20 protein-coding genes are annotated in these 16,899 nt (G+C 40.7%); 6 read left to right on the top strand and 14 right to left on the bottom strand.

From position 1 onward, the window contains the following. On the top strand, positions 1-729 hold the full coding sequence (rlmB, locus tag N5909_RS02850) for a 23S rRNA (guanosine(2251)-2'-O)-methyltransferase RlmB (RefSeq protein ID WP_000855753.1): 729 nt from the start codon (positions 1-3) through the stop codon (positions 727-729). Positions 730-768: 39 nt separating this feature from the next. Here the strand turns inward: rlmB and trxB are convergent, their stop codons facing one another. From trxB to N5909_RS02815, 7 genes are all read right to left on the bottom strand, one after another. After that, positions 769-1,680: a thioredoxin-disulfide reductase gene (gene trxB / locus N5909_RS02845; RefSeq protein WP_271630770.1), complete on the bottom strand. Its 912-nt coding sequence runs from the start codon at positions 1,678-1,680 to the stop codon at positions 769-771. A 65-nt stretch (positions 1,681-1,745) separates the two neighbouring features. Then, a complete protein-coding gene (locus N5909_RS02840; RefSeq protein ID WP_000926599.1) occupies positions 1,746-1,970 on the bottom strand; it encodes a DUF4059 family protein in 225 nt (74 codons plus the stop codon). Between the two features lie 77 nt (positions 1,971-2,047). Continuing rightward, complete coding sequence (locus N5909_RS02835) at positions 2,048-2,791, bottom strand: amino acid ABC transporter ATP-binding protein (protein WP_000590982.1); 744 nt, start codon at positions 2,789-2,791, stop codon at positions 2,048-2,050. Then, positions 2,791-3,591, bottom strand: coding sequence for an amino acid ABC transporter permease (locus N5909_RS02830; RefSeq protein WP_001103445.1), 801 nt, complete (start codon positions 3,589-3,591; stop codon positions 2,791-2,793). The genes N5909_RS02835 and N5909_RS02830 overlap by 1 nt, the downstream gene beginning before the upstream one ends. A gap of 157 nt (positions 3,592-3,748) precedes the next feature. Further along, complete coding sequence (locus tag N5909_RS02825) at positions 3,749-4,105, bottom strand: arsenate reductase family protein (RefSeq protein ID WP_000889083.1); 357 nt, start codon at positions 4,103-4,105, stop codon at positions 3,749-3,751. Positions 4,106-4,117: 12 nt separating this feature from the next. Continuing rightward, positions 4,118-4,627 (bottom strand): methylated-DNA--[protein]-cysteine S-methyltransferase, encoded by a 510-nt coding sequence (locus N5909_RS02820; protein WP_033681377.1) that lies wholly within the window; start codon positions 4,625-4,627, stop codon positions 4,118-4,120. After that, entirely contained in the window at positions 4,627-5,121 is a 495-nt protein-coding gene (locus N5909_RS02815) for a GNAT family N-acetyltransferase (protein ID WP_261086402.1), read from the bottom strand. The genes N5909_RS02820 and N5909_RS02815 overlap by 1 nt, the downstream gene beginning before the upstream one ends. A gap of 134 nt (positions 5,122-5,255) precedes the next feature. Between N5909_RS02815 and N5909_RS02810 the strand changes: the two genes are divergently transcribed. Together N5909_RS02810 and trhA are read left to right on the top strand one after the other, a co-directional pair. Continuing rightward, entirely contained in the window at positions 5,256-5,702 is a 447-nt protein-coding gene (locus tag N5909_RS02810; RefSeq protein WP_271630769.1) for a DUF1836 domain-containing protein, read from the top strand. Further along, positions 5,699-6,346: a PAQR family membrane homeostasis protein TrhA gene (gene trhA / locus N5909_RS02805; protein WP_001097996.1), complete on the top strand. Its 648-nt coding sequence runs from the start codon at positions 5,699-5,701 to the stop codon at positions 6,344-6,346. Before N5909_RS02810 ends, trhA begins: the two co-directional genes overlap by 4 nt. Positions 6,347-6,366: 20 nt before the next feature. On the opposite strand, the gene pdxT is transcribed toward trhA, so the two are convergent. From pdxT to nox, 3 genes are all read right to left on the bottom strand, one after another. After that, complete coding sequence (gene pdxT, locus N5909_RS02800) at positions 6,367-6,948, bottom strand: pyridoxal 5'-phosphate synthase glutaminase subunit PdxT (protein WP_271630767.1); 582 nt, start codon at positions 6,946-6,948, stop codon at positions 6,367-6,369. Further along, positions 6,949-7,824, bottom strand: coding sequence for a pyridoxal 5'-phosphate synthase lyase subunit PdxS (pdxS, locus tag N5909_RS02795; RefSeq protein WP_271630766.1), 876 nt, complete (start codon positions 7,822-7,824; stop codon positions 6,949-6,951). Between the two features lie 153 nt (positions 7,825-7,977). Continuing rightward, positions 7,978-9,357, bottom strand: a complete 1,380-nt coding sequence (gene nox, locus N5909_RS02790) for a H2O-forming NADH oxidase (RefSeq protein ID WP_261099962.1) — start codon at positions 9,355-9,357, stop codon at positions 7,978-7,980. Between the two features lie 307 nt (positions 9,358-9,664). Between nox and N5909_RS02785 the strand changes: the two genes are divergently transcribed. From N5909_RS02785 to N5909_RS02775, 3 genes are read left to right on the top strand one after another with little or no spacing between them, the layout of a single operon-like run. Continuing rightward, positions 9,665-10,588, top strand: coding sequence for an FAD:protein FMN transferase (locus tag N5909_RS02785; RefSeq protein ID WP_271630764.1), 924 nt, complete (start codon positions 9,665-9,667; stop codon positions 10,586-10,588). A 59-nt stretch (positions 10,589-10,647) separates the two neighbouring features. Next, entirely contained in the window at positions 10,648-11,253 is a 606-nt protein-coding gene (locus tag N5909_RS02780) for an NADPH-dependent FMN reductase (protein WP_000915951.1), read from the top strand. Positions 11,254-11,271: 18 nt separating this feature from the next. Beyond that, positions 11,272-12,516, top strand: a complete 1,245-nt coding sequence (locus tag N5909_RS02775; protein ID WP_271630762.1) for an NAD(P)H-dependent oxidoreductase — start codon at positions 11,272-11,274, stop codon at positions 12,514-12,516. Positions 12,517-12,630: 114 nt separating this feature from the next. Here the strand turns inward: N5909_RS02775 and N5909_RS02770 are convergent, their stop codons facing one another. The 4 genes from N5909_RS02770 to N5909_RS02755 form a co-directional block, all read right to left on the bottom strand. Further along, positions 12,631-12,888, bottom strand: coding sequence for a DUF896 family protein (locus N5909_RS02770; RefSeq protein ID WP_000372163.1), 258 nt, complete (start codon positions 12,886-12,888; stop codon positions 12,631-12,633). Positions 12,889-12,929: 41 nt separating this feature from the next. Next, positions 12,930-14,966 carry a glycine--tRNA ligase subunit beta gene (gene glyS, locus N5909_RS02765; RefSeq protein ID WP_271630761.1) on the bottom strand — a complete coding sequence of 679 codons (2,037 nt, stop codon included), beginning with the start codon at positions 14,964-14,966 and terminating at the stop codon, positions 12,930-12,932. Between the two features lie 211 nt (positions 14,967-15,177). After that, positions 15,178-16,095: a glycine--tRNA ligase subunit alpha gene (gene glyQ, locus N5909_RS02760; protein WP_271630760.1), complete on the bottom strand. Its 918-nt coding sequence runs from the start codon at positions 16,093-16,095 to the stop codon at positions 15,178-15,180. A gap of 210 nt (positions 16,096-16,305) precedes the next feature. Continuing rightward, on the bottom strand, positions 16,306-16,677 hold the full coding sequence (locus N5909_RS02755) for a GFA family protein (protein ID WP_033681387.1): 372 nt from the start codon (positions 16,675-16,677) through the stop codon (positions 16,306-16,308). Positions 16,678-16,899 lie beyond the last annotated feature (222 nt).

Below are 16,899 nucleotides of genomic sequence, written 5' to 3'. Positions count from 1 at the left end.
ATGAAAACAAATGATATTGTCTATGGCGTCCACGCCGTTACCGAAGCTCTCCTTGCAAACACTGGCAACAAACTCTACCTCCAAGAAGATCTCCGAGGTAAGAATGTTGAGAAAGTCAAGGAACTGGCTACAGAAAAGAAGGTGTCCATTTCTTGGACTTCAAAAAAATCCCTCTCTGAGATGACTGAAGGTGCTGTCCACCAAGGTTTTGTTCTACGAGTGTCTGAATTTGCCTATAGCGAGCTAGATTACATTCTTGCCAAAACACGCCAAGAAGAAAATCCTTTGCTATTGATTCTGGACGGGTTAACTGATCCTCACAACTTAGGCTCCATCTTAAGAACCGCTGATGCGACCAATGTTTCAGGAGTCATCATTCCCAAGCACCGTGCTGTCGGAGTAACTCCTGTCGTTGCCAAAACAGCCACAGGTGCTATTGAACACGTTCCGATTGCCCGAGTAACCAATCTCAGTCAAACTTTAGATAAACTCAAGGATGAAGGCTTCTGGACCTTTGGAACAGATATGAATGGGACTCCTTGCCATAAATGGAATACAAAAGGGAAAATTGCTCTCATCATCGGAAATGAAGGAAAAGGCATTTCTAGCAACATCAAAAAACAGGTCGATGAAATGATTACCATTCCGATGAATGGACATGTTCAAAGCCTTAATGCCAGTGTTGCTGCAGCCATTCTCATGTACGAAGTTTTTCGAAATAGACTATAAAAAAAGTTTCCAGTCATCTGATTGGAAACTTTTTTATGATTAACTATGTTCGGTAATAAACTTATAAGCTTCTTGACCAGCGATAGCTCCATCTCCAACTGCTGTTGTTACTTGGCGAAGGTCTTTCAAGCGAACATCTCCAACTGCAAAGATACCGTCAACTGCAGTTTTCATGTGGTTATCTGTCACAATCCAGCCTGCCTGATCTTGGATATTTAATTCTTTAACAAAATCGCTAAGAGGGTCCAAACCAACATAGATAAAGACACCACCGAAGGCTTGTTCTGTCACTTGACCTGTTTTCACATTTTCAAAGACGACAGATTCTACTCGGTTTTCACCCTTGATTTCCTTGACTACAGAGTCCCAGATAAAGCTGATTTTCTCATTCGCAAAGGCGCGGTCTTGTAAAACCTTTTGGGCACGAAGTTGGTCACGACGGTGAACAATGGTAACAGTCTTAGCAAAACGAGTCAAGAAGATAGCTTCTTCGACAGCTGAATCTCCACCACCAACTACCAACAAATCTTGGTCACGGAAGAAAGCACCATCACACACGGCACAGTAGGAAACACCACGACTGTTCAGTTCTTCTTCTCCAGGGACTCCCAAAGGACGGTGTTTAGAGCCAGTCGCTACGATAACTGTACGTGTTTCATATGTTTGGTCATCAGTAATCACTTTCTTAAAACCACCATGGTCTTCGACATTTTCAACATATCCATAAATATGCTCAACACCAAGATTTTCAAGCGGTTCAAACATTTTTTCTGCCAATTCTGGCCCACTAATATTAGCGTATCCTGGGTAATTTTCGATATCCGATGTATTATTCATCTGACCACCTGGCAGACCACCTTCAATCAAGGCTACTTTCAGATTGCTTCGAGCAGCATACAAGGCTGCAGTCATCCCTGCAGGTCCAGCACCGATAATAATAGTATCGTACATATAGATTCCTTCTTTCTTGTTGTAACTATCTTTATTCTAACTCTTTCTTATCAACCATGCAAGGATTATGCCTTGAAAACAAGAATTAAACTCATAACCGCAAAGGATAATACTGGAACAACCAAGACCCCAATCATAATCATATCATAGAGATGGGCTTGGCGAGCCTTGGCTGTCTTATCAACTCCCGACATGGCTCTCAGTCCAATCCAAATCCCTAAAAAAATCAGGACAAGGATGGTGGTCAAGATCAAACTCTCGAAATATAAAGAAAATAGTTGCAGTAGCATGATTTCTCTCATTTCTATCTTTTTTAAAGAGTAAACTCAGCTAGTCCAGCTAACTGAGTTTTCCCTTATCTATTATATCAAATATAAGTCCGTTTGTAACTAGCGAAGAATTCTTTTGTCCGCTCTTCTTTAGGATGGTGGATAATCTCATCCGGTGTTCCAGACTCAATGATTTTCCCCTTATCTAAGAAGAGAATCTTATCAGCCACTTGGGCTACAAAGGACATATCGTGACTGACCAAAATCATAGTCTGTCCTGACTTAGCAGCATCTGCAATAGACTTCTCTACTTCACCGACCAATTCTGGGTCAAGAGCTGAAGTTGGTTCGTCTAAGAGCAAGACATCTGGTTTCATGGCAAGAGCACGCGCCAAGGCAACCCGTTGCTTTTGTCCCCCTGATAAATGACGAGGATAATGGTTTTCACGGTCTGAAAGCCCAACCTTAGCCAACTCTTCCTTGGCAATCTTGGTTGCTTCTTGGTCGGATAATTTCTTGACAACAACCAAGCCTTCTTTCACATTATCAAGTGCTGTTCGGCGTTCAAACAAATTAAACTGTTGGAAAACCATAGACAACTTACGGCGTAGGGCAAGGATTTCTTCTTGAGTGATTTTAGAAAAATCAACTGAGAAATCATCAATCTGAATAGAGCCACTGTCAGGTGTTTCAAGATAATTGAGACTACGAAGGAAGGTTGATTTTCCAGCTCCTGAAGAACCAATCAAGGCTACAACTTCCCCTTTTTGAATATCCAAGTTCAGATGATCCAAGACAGTCTGTCCTGAAAAGGATTTGCTTAAATTCGAAATCTTAATCATTAACGAAGGTCTCCTTTCACATCTGTTTGCACTGTATCGGGTGCAGAAATAGCCATTTTTCTCTCGATGAAACGACCAAGGCTTTCAATTCCGATATTGACTACCCAATAAACAAGGGCAACGGAGATAAAGCGTTCAAAGTAGCGGTAATCAGCTCCACCCAAAATCTGAGCTTGGGCAAAGACTTCCACAACACCCGCACTAAAGGCTAGAGAAGTTCCTTTGGTCAAGCCGATTAGGGAATTGATTAAGGTTGGAGTCGCCACAACGGCCGCATTTGGAATAATCACGCGACGATAAACTTGCGCTCGGGTCATCCCCAGACTGCGTGCCGCCTCAATCTCACCAGGATTGACTGAGAGAATGGCTGCACGAATGGTTTCACTAGCATAAGCTGCTTCATTAAAGGCAAAGGCGACAATTGCAAAAGCAGCGGCTGGAATCGCATTGATATTGAAACCAGTTCCCCATTGCTGATTGAGAGCTTTCAAAGCCAAAGGAATTCCGTAGTAGGTCAACATGAGTTGCACCAAAATCGGTGTCCCTTTTAAGAAGCTAACAAAGAAGGCCTGCAAGGGGTATAAAATTTTGACACGATTGATCTTCACAATGGCAAAAAGAAGCGCCAAAACCAAGCCAAAAAGAGCACCACCAATGGTCAACATAATCGTTATTGGAAGTTGTTGGACAATTCTCGGGATTCCATCAAAGACCGAACGCAAGCTAAAAAGCTTGCCATCCGGAATCAATTGCATCAAGTTTTGGTACCAATCTGATGCTAAAATCGTTGTAACATTCATAAAAACATCCTCTCCTGATAATGATTCATTCTACCATACTTTTGCCGTCAATGAAATTATTTGCTACGGTCAGGTACAGACTTTGTCTACCTACTAGTTTATCATACTTTGAAACAGGGAGGTTATATATTTTATCTATCAAAGAGATAGATAAAAACTATTTCAATCCCAATTCTTCATAAGCTTTTCGATAACCGATTTGCTTAACAGTTCCATTTTCTACTAAAATGGGGCGTTTTAACAACATACCGTCGCTTGCTAGCAACTCAGCTGCTTCTTGGTTTGACAGACTTCCTACCTTATCTTTCAGCCCCAATTCACGGTATTTGATCCCACTGGTGTTGAAAAATTGCTTCAACTCAAAACCCGAGGTTTCTAGCCAGTTTAAAATGACTTCTTGGCTAGGTGTTTCTTCAACGATATGGATGGCTTTATAGTCCACACCGAGTTGGTTTAATTCTTGTTTTGCTTTTTTACAAGTTGAACATTTTGGATATTCGATAAATTCTAACATGTCTTTCACTTTCTATTTTATATCTTTAAAATCTGCGCCTTCATGCTCCAAGAGCCAAGCTTTCTTTTCCACTCCTGCAGCATAACCTGTCAGACGCTTGCCAGCTCCCAGCACCCGATGACAAGGTACTAGGATAGACCACGGATTGCGTCCTATCGCTCCACCAATTGCTTGAGCAGAATCCACTTGTAGCTCTTGGGCTATTTGTCCATAGGTCACTGTCTGACCATAAGGAATTCCCTGTAGATAGGACCAAACTCGCTTTTCAAAATCCGTTCCGATTGGAGCCAAGGGCAAGTCGGATAAATCCTGAGACTTGCCTTTAAAGTAATCATCTAAGCAAGCAATAACTGGATCTAAAATTGGATGACTAACAACTGCTTCTATCGTCTCATCTCCTAGTCCTCTCTCAAAATGCTTCTGCTCCTGCACCCAAATGCCATACAGATATTGCTCGTCGGCAACCAAAGACAAGGTTCCTATTGGCGAAAAGTAGAGCATTTTTACGTACATCTTTTGCATTATTTCTTTAATTTTTGATAGGCCAAGCGTTCGCCATCAACAGGCACTTTACCAACCTGTTTAAAACCAAGTTTTTCAAAAATATGCTGCATGACCTTGTTTGCAACATGCGTATCTGAGCGAAAATCTAGATAGTCAAAACCTTCAATCAAGCCCTCTAAAAAGGTTTGAGCAACTCCTTGTCCCTGTACATCTGCTGCCACAGCAATACGGTGAAAGACTAGGTACTCTGACTCTCCAGCTTGCCATTTTCCTTCATAAATGGCTTCATAGGCTGCCTCTGGACTCTTGGTCACAGCAGCATAGGCTAGCAGTTCTCCCTCTTCCAAGGCTACATAGGCTTGACCTGAGATAATATCTTCAATAATAATATCAGCATTTGGATAGCCATTTTGCCACTGGTCACTACCAGCATCTGCTAAACATTTTTTAGCATCTTCCATCACCTGCATGATGGCATCTACTTCATTTGGAAAAGCTAAACGAATTTCCATCTTTTCTCCTCATTTCTGACTAGTTTCTCCCATCATAGCATAATTTAAGTCTTTCTACAAGCAGTTAAAACTTGACTTTCTGTTTTTATTATTTTATAATCTAGTTATTAAAACTAGATAAAAAGGAGTTGAAAATGAAAACTACCTTTTCCTACCCCAAATGGGCAGAAATCCCAAATATTGACCTCTATCTAGACCAGGTTTTACTCTATGTCAATCAGGTCTGCGCCCCTATCTCTCCTGATAAAGACAAGGGCCTAACAGCATCCATGGTCAACAATTATGTGAAACATGGTTACCTGACAAAGCCTGACAAGAAAAAATACCAACGCCAACAGATTGCCCGTCTGATTGCTATCACAACTCTTAAGTCGGTATTTTCTATTCAAGAAATAGCACAAACACTTAATACTCTACAAACTCAAGCAAGTTCAGACCAACTCTACGATGCTTTTGTGGACTACATGAACCAAGGAATTGACCCAGCTAACCCCATTATCCAAACCAGCTGCCAAACCGTTAAACTTTATCATCAAACCCTAGCCATAATCCATCATACTCAAGAGGAGGTAATCCAATGAACACTAGTCTTAAACTCAGCAAACAACTCAGTTTTGGAGAAGAGATTGCTAATAGCGTGACCCATGCCGTAGGTGCAGTCATCATGCTCATCTTACTCCCCATTTCATCCACCTATAGTTATGAAGCACACGGATTTTTATCCTCTATCGGTGTATCCATTTTCGTCATCAGTCTTTTTCTCATGTTCCTATCATCCACCATTTATCACTCTATGGCCTATGGTTCAACCCACAAATATGTCTTACGAATCATTGACCATTCTATGATTTATGTGGCTATCGCAGGCTCATACACGCCCGTCGTCTTGACCTTAATGAATAACTGGTTTGGCTATCTGATTATTGCTATCCAGTGGGGAACGACCATCTTTGGTATTCTCTATAAAATATTTGCTAAAAAAGTCAATGAGAAATTTAGCCTTGCTCTTTACCTGATTATGGGCTGGTTGGTTCTGGCTATCATTCCAGCCATTATCAGTCAAACGACACCCATTTTCTGGAGTCTCATGGTAACTGGCGGACTTTGTTATACAGTTGGAGCTGGATTTTACGCCAAGAAAAAACCTTATTTCCACATGATTTGGCATCTCTTTATCCTAGCAGCATCTGCCCTCCAATACATCGCCATTGTTTATTACATGTAAAAAAGTTGAGAAATTCAATCTCAACTTTTTTCTTTACACATATTGATAAAGTACTGGTGCAAGCGAACATCATCAGTCAGTTCTGGATGAAAAGAAGTTACCAGCATATTTTTTTCTTGGCCAGCAACGATTTGATCTTCAACTCTTGCTAGAATTTCTACACCCTCTCCAACACTACTGATAATCGGACCACGAATAAAGGTCATTGGAATCTGACCGACTCCCTTACATTCTGCTTCCGTGTAGAAACTTCCTAATTGGCGCCCATAGGCATTGCGCTCGACCACTATATCCATAGTTCCTAGATGACTCTCTTCCTGAGAAGTAATTTCCTTAGCCAGCAAAATTAAACCCGCACAGGTTCCAAAGGCTGGTAAGCCAGAAAGAATGGCTTCTCGAATGGGAAGCAACATTCCCTGATCACGTAAGAGCTTGCCCATGGTTGTAGATTCCCCACCAGGTAATATCAAACCGGACAAGTCACTCTGATATTGCTGAAAATCATCTAGATTTCTGATTTCGACACTCTCGACTCCTAATTGCTCTAGTACTTTTGCATGTTCTGCAAAGGCCCCTTGCAAGGCCAATATTCCGATTTTCATCTATTTTCCTCGCTCAGCCATGAGGATTTGTATCTCATTTTCATTGATACCAACCATGGCTTCTCCTAAATCTTCAGAGATTTGAGCCAAGATTTGAGGATTTCGGAAATTAGTTACCGCTTTGACAATGGCACTCGCTCGTTTAACAGGATCTCCTGACTTAAAAATACCTGAACCGACAAAGACGCCCTCTGCTCCCAATTGCATCATCAGCGCGGCATCTGCTGGCGTTGCAACGCCTCCAGCCGCAAAGTTTACAACTGGCAATTTTCCATGTTCATGGACATATTGAACCAATTCTACAGGGACTTGTAAGTCCTTGGCGGCAACATAAAGTTCGTCCTCACGTAGGTTTTGAATGCGGCGAATTTCCTGATTCATCATGCGCATATGACGAACAGCTTGGACGATATCCCCCGTACCCGGTTCTCCTTTGGTACGAATCATAGAAGCACCTTCAGCGATACGACGCAAGGCTTCACCCAAGTCCTTAGCCCCACAGACAAAAGGAACTTGGAATTCTTTTTTGTCCACATGGAAACGGTCGTCTGCTGGAGATAAAACTTCACTCTCATCGATATAGTCAATCTCAATAGCCTCTAAAATCTGAGCTTCAACAAAATGCCCGATTCTGACCTTGGCCATTACTGGAATGCTAACCGCTTCTTGGATTTCCTTAATCATCTTTGGATCACTCATACGGGAAACCCCACCAGCTGCACGAATATCAGCCGGAATCCGCTCCAAGGCCATCACAGCTGCCGCACCAGCAGCTTCTGCAATACGGGCCTGTTCAGGATTCTGAACGTCCATGATAACGCCAGCTTTAAGCATTTGTGCTAAGTTTTTATTTAATTCATAACGATTTTCAGTCATTTGTTTTATCCTCATCATTTGTATTGGTAGCTACCATTTCATTTTAAGTTAGATTAAAATGAAGTACAAGATAAAAAAAACGTAATTGTGTGGGTACAGATTGGCTAAAAAAACTATCTGACCTTAGCTTAAGGCCAGATAGTTCATCAAATTTTATTTTTCAGCTGTAAGGGCAGCCATTGTGATGTAGTTATATGGTTTGTTGAAGTGTGGCAAGAAGAATAGGTCTGTCAATGCCAATTTATCAATTGTCACATGTTCTTGGATAGCAAGTGAGAACATGTGGATTCCCATGCTGATTGCAGAATCGCGTGAAACCATTTGTGCACCAAGAATTTCACGGCTATCTTTGTCAAAGACAATCTTGATGGCTACTTCATGGTTATCATGTTTCATGAATTCTGGTTTTTGAAGATCGTTAAAGCCTGTTTCAGTTGCATTGTAACCAGCAGCTTTAGCTTTTTCAAGAGTCAAACCAGTTGAAACCATGTGAAGACCGTAGATTGAGATACCGTTTGATCCTTGAACACCGATTCCTTCCAATTCATGTCCACATGCGTTATATGCACCAACGATACCAGTACGAACAGCGTTTGAAGCAAGCGCAATGTAGCTAGTGTCTTTACGAGCGTTGTCATAAACAGTCGCACAGTCACCTACTGCGTAAACGCCTGGGATAGATGTTTCTTGTTTTTTGTCTACAAGGAAGGCACCGTTACGGAAGAGTTCAATTTTTCCATCAGCAAGGGCTGTGTTTGGACGGAAACCAACTGCAAGGATAACCATATCCACATCAAAAGTTTCTTTATCAGTAATCAAGCGTTCAACTTTACCGTCACCCTCGATTGCTTTAACAGTTTGACCAAGCGCCAAGCGGATGTTGTGGTCTTCCAAGTTCTTCGCCATCATTTGTGTGAAGTCTTTGTCATAGTAACCGTTCAAAACAGTATCAACGATATCAACAAGGACAACTTCTTTTCCAAGACGTTCAAAGGCTTCAGCAAGTTCAACACCGATATAACCACCACCAACAACGGCGATTCGGTCAAGGTGTTGACTCTTATCAGACAATTTGTGAATCACTTCTTCAGCGTTTTGGTACAATTTAACGAATTGTACGTTTTCAAGAGTTGCTTTAAATTCGCGGTTCCCTTTAACAATTTCAACACCTTCGATTGGTGGCAAGATTGGTGTAGAACCTGTAGCGAAAATCAATTTATCGTATGATTCTTTGTGCTCTTTCCCTTCAACTTCTGCTGTAACTACTTTGTTATCATAGTCGATTGAAAGAACTGGTGAGTTCATGTATACCTTAGCACCTTTAGCTTCCAATTTTTCTTTATCAGAATAGAACAAGCCTTCAGCACCGTCGATTTGTTCCCCAATCCAAAGGGCCATTCCGCAACCTAGGAAAGAGATGTTAGAGTTTTGGTCAAATACAACGATTTCGTTTTCATTTCCAAAATTATCCAACATAGTATTAATACATGCTGTACCAGCGTGGTTAGCACCAACTACAACGATTTTACTCATAGAAAAATTCCTACCTTCAATTTTAAATTTACTCTTCTAGTATATCATTTACTGTTAGCGTTTACAAGAGTTTAGTTAATTTTCCCGATTTTTTTGTAAAAAAATGTAAATAATCTGTATTTTATCAGGCTTTCTTACAATTACTCTTTTTTCCTGAGCATATTTCTTGACAAGTTTACAAATTTTATTTGTGAAAACGCTGACTTTGTGGTATGCTAGTATCATGGAAAGAAAATGTAAGGGGTTAAATTTAATATAAATTTACTATATTTCATCCTTCTTTTCATAAGAGAAAGGAGTTGGTAGCTTGCCTCTTAGTTCACATTCTGAACGGCTAATGGGGACTACTATCACTATTTCATTAGTGGATGAGCGAGCCGATATCTTGCTCCAAAAATCCTTTGATTTGCTCAAAGAGTTAGAATATCGTTTCAATGCCAATAGCCAAGAATCTGAGTTGATGGAAATCAATTATCAAGCTGGAATAGCTCCAGTCAAGGTTCATCCTGATTTGTTTGAATTGATTTCACTTGGATTAGAACATAGCCTAGCGCCCTCTAGTCATCTCAACATCAGCATTGGTCCCTTGATTCAAACCTGGCGCATCGGTTTTTCAGATGCCAAAGTGGCCCAACCTCAAGAAATTGAATCGGTGCTACCTTTAATCAATCCTCATTATATCGAGTTAGATTCTTCCACTTCCACTGTGTTTTTAAAACAGAAAGGAATGAAGATTGATCTTGGTTGTTTAGCCAAGGGTTATAGTGCGGATAAGGTTGCCCAATTTCTGAGAGAAGAGGGAGTGACATCAGCCTTGATTAATTTGGGAGGAAATATCCTAACCATTGGTAAAAATCAGGAAAGAGGCAATCAGCCTTGGCAAATCGGGATTCAAGACCCAGCCAATCCTAGGGGAAATCACTTAATGACCATCCCTGTTGTCAATAAATCTGTCGTGACTTCAGGCATTTATGAACGTCATCTGACAGTCGATGGAAAAGACTACCATCATATTTTTGACAGTCAAACAGGATATCCTGTTGAAACGGAACTAGCTAGTCTGACAATCATCTCTGATAAATCAGTCGATGGCGAAATCTGGACAACTCGACTCTTTGGAGAAAGACCTGCTTCTATCCTCTGGCAAGTCGAAAGTTTGGAGGGCATAGAAGCCATCCTTATCGATAAAGAAGGTCATCTAAGCTGTTCTTCAGGAATTCCTACTCTATAGAAATAGATGTTTCAATGGAGTTTTAAAATCGTATTATGTAAAAAGAGAAAGGAAATCTCATGTTAAAACTTATTGCTATTGTTGGAACAAATTCAAAACGTTCTACAAACCGCCAATTGCTTCAATACATGCAAAAACACTTTGCTGAAAAAGCTGAAATTGAACTTGTTGAAATTAAAGACATTCCTGTCTTCAATAAACCAGCTGACAAGCAAGTACCTGCTGAAATTTTAGAAATTGCTGCCAAAATTGAAGAGGCAGATGGCGTTATTATCGGTACTCCTGAGTATGACCACTCTATCCCAGCTGTTTTGATGAGCGCTCTTGCTTGGTTGTCATACGGTATTTACCCACTTTTGAACAAACCAATCATGATTACTGGTGCTTCTTACGGTACGCTTGGTTCATCACGTGCCCAATTACAACTTCGCCAAATCTTGAATGCTCCAGAAATTAAAGCAAGTGTCCTTCCAGATGAATTCTTGCTTTCACATTCTCTTCAAGCTTTCAACCCAAGTGGAGACCTAGTGGATCTTGATGTTATTAAAAAATTGGATGCCACTTTTGACGACTTCCGTATCTTTGTAAAAATTACTGAAAAATTGCGCAACGCACAAGCCCTACTTCGCAAAGATGCTGAAGACTTTGACTGGGAAAATTTGTAAGATAGGAGACCAAAAAGAATGAAATTTGTTGGACTTGTAGGATCAAACTACGATCAATCATATAACCGTAAACTCTTGGAATTCATCCGTCGTCACTTCAAACTCAAATTTGAATTAGAAGTTCTTGAAATTGACGAAGTTCCAATGTTTAACCAAGATGAAAAATGGGACGAAAGTTTCCAATTACGTCTTTTGTATAACAGAATTACACGTGCTGATGGTGTCATTATCGCTACTCCTGAGCACAACCACACAATCTCAGCTTCTCTTAAATCTGTTCTTGAATGGCTTTCATATGAAGTTCATCCATTTGAAAACAAACCAGTCATGATTGTGGGTGCTTCTTACTATGACCAAGGTACTTCTCGTGCCCAAGTTCACCTTCGTAAGATTCTTGACGCTCCAGGTGTCAATGCCTACACACTTCCTGGAAATGAATTCCTTCTTGGTAAAGCTAAAGAAGCTTTTGATGTTAATGGAAATATCACAAATGAAGGAACTATTAATTTCCTTGAAACATGCTTGGACAACTTTGTAAAATACGTGGGAGTCGTTTCAAAATTGAAAAAACCAAAACCAATTGAGCCAGAAGATTTATATTGTACAAATTCAATTGCAACTACCATCCAAGGTGTTGATCCAGATGATCCTGAATGGGTAGAAAAAGCTGCTGAACTTGTTGGAGCTGTTTCTGGAGATACTTACGTTAAATTAGACCACGGTATCTTGACAGTTAACCAAATTGATATGTTCTTGAAGGCAATGCCATTTGAATTGACATTTGCAGATGATAACAATCAATTTTTGTACTTTAATAACGCCCACCAAGACCCAGATACAATGTTTGGTAAACGTGTCCGTGCTCAATCAGGAAATAGATTAGGGACAGTACACGGTACATTGCCAGATTCTAGAATGAAAAACGTTGAATGGGTTGTCGGTGTATTGCGTAACGGAGATCAAGAATATGTCCGTACAATTGTGCCAGGAACACCTGAAGGTGTTATTAATACCCATAATTACCAAGCAATGTACTACCCAGATGGTTCATATGCTGGAATTAATGAGATTATCTTTAATTTCCAACCATGGCTTGATTGGTACCTCAATACAACTGGTCAACGTTTAGTCGGTGGAAATGCTGCAGCTCCTGCTGGCGGACATGGTCACGGCGATGCAGATGCTACATCTGGAGCTTCTGATTCAGGCGATGCCGGTGGTCACGGTGGTGGCGCTGACGCTACATCTGGAGCAAGTAACTAATCATTTTAGGAACCATCTTGGTTCCTTTTTTTAGCAAAAAAAAGACTAGCAGTTTTTGTCTGCTAGTCTTTTAGTTATTATTTCATCTATCTTTGTTAAAAGAAAGAATACTTATTATGAGTTTGGATCATCAAGACTACGACCATGTAAACCTTTTTCACGTTGGACTTGGCGTAGTTTTTCTGGTGTAACATCGTTTCCTTCTTCATCCACAATTTTGATTCCCTCAATGTGGTGACGAACAGAGCGACGATAACCTTCGATGTACTCCTCACGTAGTTTAGCTTGTTCCACTTTTTCTTCTGGTGTCAAGCCTTCTGCTTTTTTCTTTTTAGCAAGCTCGTTGATACGATCAATTTTTTTCTGATCCATTTCTTCTCCTTTGTGATAAGATAAAGTCCGTTTATCAAATTTTATTTAGTGTTAATTTGGTTAAAACGAGCAAGTTTAGCTGCTTTTTGAGTTAAATGAGACAAGATAGCCAAACGATTTTGACGGACAGTCTGATCTTCTGCCATTACCATGGTATTCTCAAAGAAAGCATCAATAACTGGACTAAGCGCAAAGAGTTGTTTCAATTGCTGACTTGCAGAACCTGATAAAACAAGCGTATCTACTGCTTCAGCCAAGGTTTTTTCTTGATCATTTTCAAAGAGTGCTGAATCAACTGTGGCAACTTCTTCTGCCTTCTCAGCCAAATTAAAGGCACGAGAGAGCGATTCAATAGATGGTTTGAAGTCTTCTTCCTTGCTTGCTTCTACGAGAGCACTTGCTGCTTCCAACATATCCGCCACAACAAAGTTTGAACTTGCAAGTACTGCTTCCTTGATATCTTTTGGAGTAGAACCCATCATCTTATCAACACGAGCCTTGATAAAGTCCATAACTTCAGCTTTATTTTCATAAGTCAAGCTATCAAATTTCAATGCATAAAGGCTATCAATCAGCTCATCCATAGCAATATGCCAACCAAAGGCATCCAAGATACGAACTACACCTTGAGTTGCACGACGAAGGGCATAAGGGTCATTAGAACCTGATGGAATCAAACCTACTGAGAAGAAGCTCAAAATCATATCCAATTTGTCTGCAATGGCAAGCACTGCGCCGACCTTGCTCTCTGGAAGTTCTCCTTCAGCTGAAGTAGGCATGTAGTGTTCACGAATAGCAGCTGCCACCGCTGGAGTTTCACCAGCAAGAAGGGCATATTTCTCTCCCATAATTCCTTGTAGTTCATCAAATTCACCAACCATCCCAGTCAACAAGTCAAACTTGTAAATGGCTGCTGCACGGGCTAAGTCAATCGTTTCATCCGCTGACAAGCCTGCTTTTTCTGCCAAGAGAATAGCAATCTGACCCGTACGAATCATGTGTTCACGAAGGGAACCAATCTTCTCATGGAAGGTGACATTGTTTAATTTTTCAACAAGGTCAGAAATAACCAATTTTTGGTCTTCACGCCAGAAGAATTCTCCGTCTTCTAAACGAGCTACCAAGACTTTTTCATTTCCTTTGATAACATTTTCCAAATGCTCTGCATTTCCGTTACGAACAGAAATGAAGTTTGGCAAGAGTTTTCCATCTTGATCACGAACAACAAAGTAACGTTGGTGTTCCTTCATCGAAGTCACCAAAACTTCTTCTGGAACTTCAAGGTATTTGGCATCAAAACTTCCCATAAAGGCAGTTGGGTATTCCACCAAGTTCAAAACTTCGTTCAGCAAATCCGCATCAATTTCGATGCGTACACCATGTTTTACCTCAATTTCCTTGATTTGGTCAACAATCATTTGCTCACGTTCACGTGGATCTGCGATTACAAACTGCTTACGAAGATCTTCTTCATAGCTCAAAGCTGACTGAATTTTGGTTTCTTTCCCCAAGAAACGATGACCACGGCTGACACGGTCTCCCTTGATATCAAGGAAATCCAAATCAAACTCTTCTTCATCTAAAAGAACAGTTAAAGTGTGAACAGGGCGGATGTATTCAAAGGTGTTGTTAGCCCAGTGCATGCTGACAGGGAAAGTCAGTGACTTCAAGACATCTACAACACCAGGAACAATGGCTTCAACTGCTTGACCAATTTCTTCCTTAGTGACATAGACATATTCTTCACCCTTGATTTCACGGAATTCAATATCTTCAACTGTCAAGCCTTTCCCACGGACAAATCCTTGAGCTGCTTTGGTGAAGCTTCCATCACCATCCAAGGCAATTTTCTTTGCTGGCCCCTTAAAATCTTCAGTCAAATCAGACTGTTTATCTGCAAGACCAGTCACACGAACAGCCAAACGACGTGGTGTTGAGAAGGTTTGAATAGCTTCAAAAGACAAGCGATTTTCCTTTAGGAAGGCTGCCATTTTTTCGCCTAGTTGTTTTTCACTTGGTGTGACAACATAGGCTGGTAATTCTTCAAGACCGAGTTCTACTAATAAGTTTTTTGTCATGTTTTTTCTCCGAAAAATATCTTTTTATTTTCCAGTTTGCCTTATGTGATTGGCACGCAAGCAACCAACTTCGTTGTTTCATTGCTAAAATTGGAGCCAAAAGTCTCCAATTTTGCCTAGTATCCTTAGTTTCACTAAGGATACCTTCATCACTGCGGCAACTGGCTCAGGGCTCACTCTGTTCGCCCATTTTCGTAATTTGTCACTCTCTTTATTCTGCCTCTTCTGCTAAGAGTTTAGCTCGGGTTTCTTCATCCAAAAGTGGGTAGCCTAGGCGTTTGCGTTCTGCGACAAAGGTTTTGGCTACGACACGGGCCAAGTTACGGATACGAGCGATATATCCTGCGCGCTCTGTTACAGATACGGTACCACGCGCATCAAGCAGGTTAAAGGTATGTGAACATTTGAGAACATAGTCATAGGCAGGGTGTACCAATCCTTCTTCCAAGGCGCGACCAGCTTCTTTTTCAAACTTATCAAAGTTTTCAAGCAACATTTCTTGATCCGAAATTTCAAATGAATATTTTGAATGCTCGTACTCAGGCTGGATAAAGATTTCTCCGTATTTTACACCATCAGCCCATTCGATATCATAGACAGAATCCACTTCCTGAATATAAGAAGCCAAGCGCTCCAAACCATAGGTAACTTCCGCAGTCACAGGACCAGTTGCCAATCCACCAACTTGTTGGAAATAAGTAAATTGAGTAATTTCCATCCCATCAAGCCAAACTTCCCAACCAAGACCAGCTGAACCAGTTGATGGGTTTTCCCAGTTGTCCTCAACGAAACGAATATCATGTTCCAAAGGATTGATTCCCAATTTTTCCAAAGATTCAAGGTAAAGTTCTTGGATATTTGATGGAGAAGGCTTCATAACCACTTGGAATTGGTGGTGTTGGTAAAGACGGTTTGGGTTTTCCCCGTAACGACCGTCAGCGGGACGACGTGATGGTTCTACATAAGCCGCATTCCATGGCTCAGGTCCGATAGCACGAAGGAAAGTGTAAGGACTCATGGTTCCCGCACCTTTTTCATTGTCATAAGCCTGCATAAGCATACAACCTTGATCATTCCAAAATTGTTGCAAAGTCAAAATAATTTCTTGAAATGTTAATTTCTTAGACATTGAATACTCCTTAATAAAAATAATTTCTTGCGACACGAGTCTGCCTCGTCGATCATACGAGGCAAGACGAGTTAGTACTGCATCTAGCTCAGGCACTCTAGTGCTGAGCGTAAGGCATCCCGACTGTAAGGAGGTCTCTGCCACTGACGCAGTGAAATGTTAATTTCTTAGACATTGTTTACTCCTTTAATTTATATTATCTTCTTAGATTCATTTATCAAGCAACCAAGAAAAAGCTGGCTCCTGAAAAATATGACGTTTGGGAACAGTTTGTAAATTCTGATCGCATTCATCTATTGTACCTAATTTTAAAGCACAGACTTCTGGTATATTTTCTTGAACAGTGAAAATTTGACTATGACAGTTCTGGCAGTAATAACGTTGTTTACCTGGAGATGAACTATAAGTAACCAAATTCTCTTTTCCATACAGTGCCAGATTTTTGCTGCTAACTTTGGCATTAACTGTGTAGGCAGACGCAGTTACTTTCCGACAAAATGAGCAATGGCAAAAAACTATTTCCGACAATTCTTCATCTAGAGTGTAGGTCACTGCTTTACATAAACAAGATCCTTTAAGCATTATGCTCCTTTCTACTTAGGCATTAGACGAATTCAAAAAGAACCGAATTTCAACACCCAAGCCTTGCGACTAGGGGCGTCAGAAACGCGGTTCCACCCTAATTTATTACTTCATTGTTTTTGAAAATACTACAGAAAGCGCCAGTCCCTTATTTTGCCCTACTTGGCTCCCACTATCCCAAGCTCGCTTGAAGAACGCTATAAGACTTTCTTTCCTCCTGAC

Origin of the sequence: Streptococcus gwangjuensis (assembly GCF_028156745.1) — a bacterium.
GTDB classification, from domain to species: domain Bacteria; phylum Bacillota; class Bacilli; order Lactobacillales; family Streptococcaceae; genus Streptococcus; species Streptococcus gwangjuense_A.
This window is presented reverse-complemented; position numbering and strand designations above follow the sequence as displayed.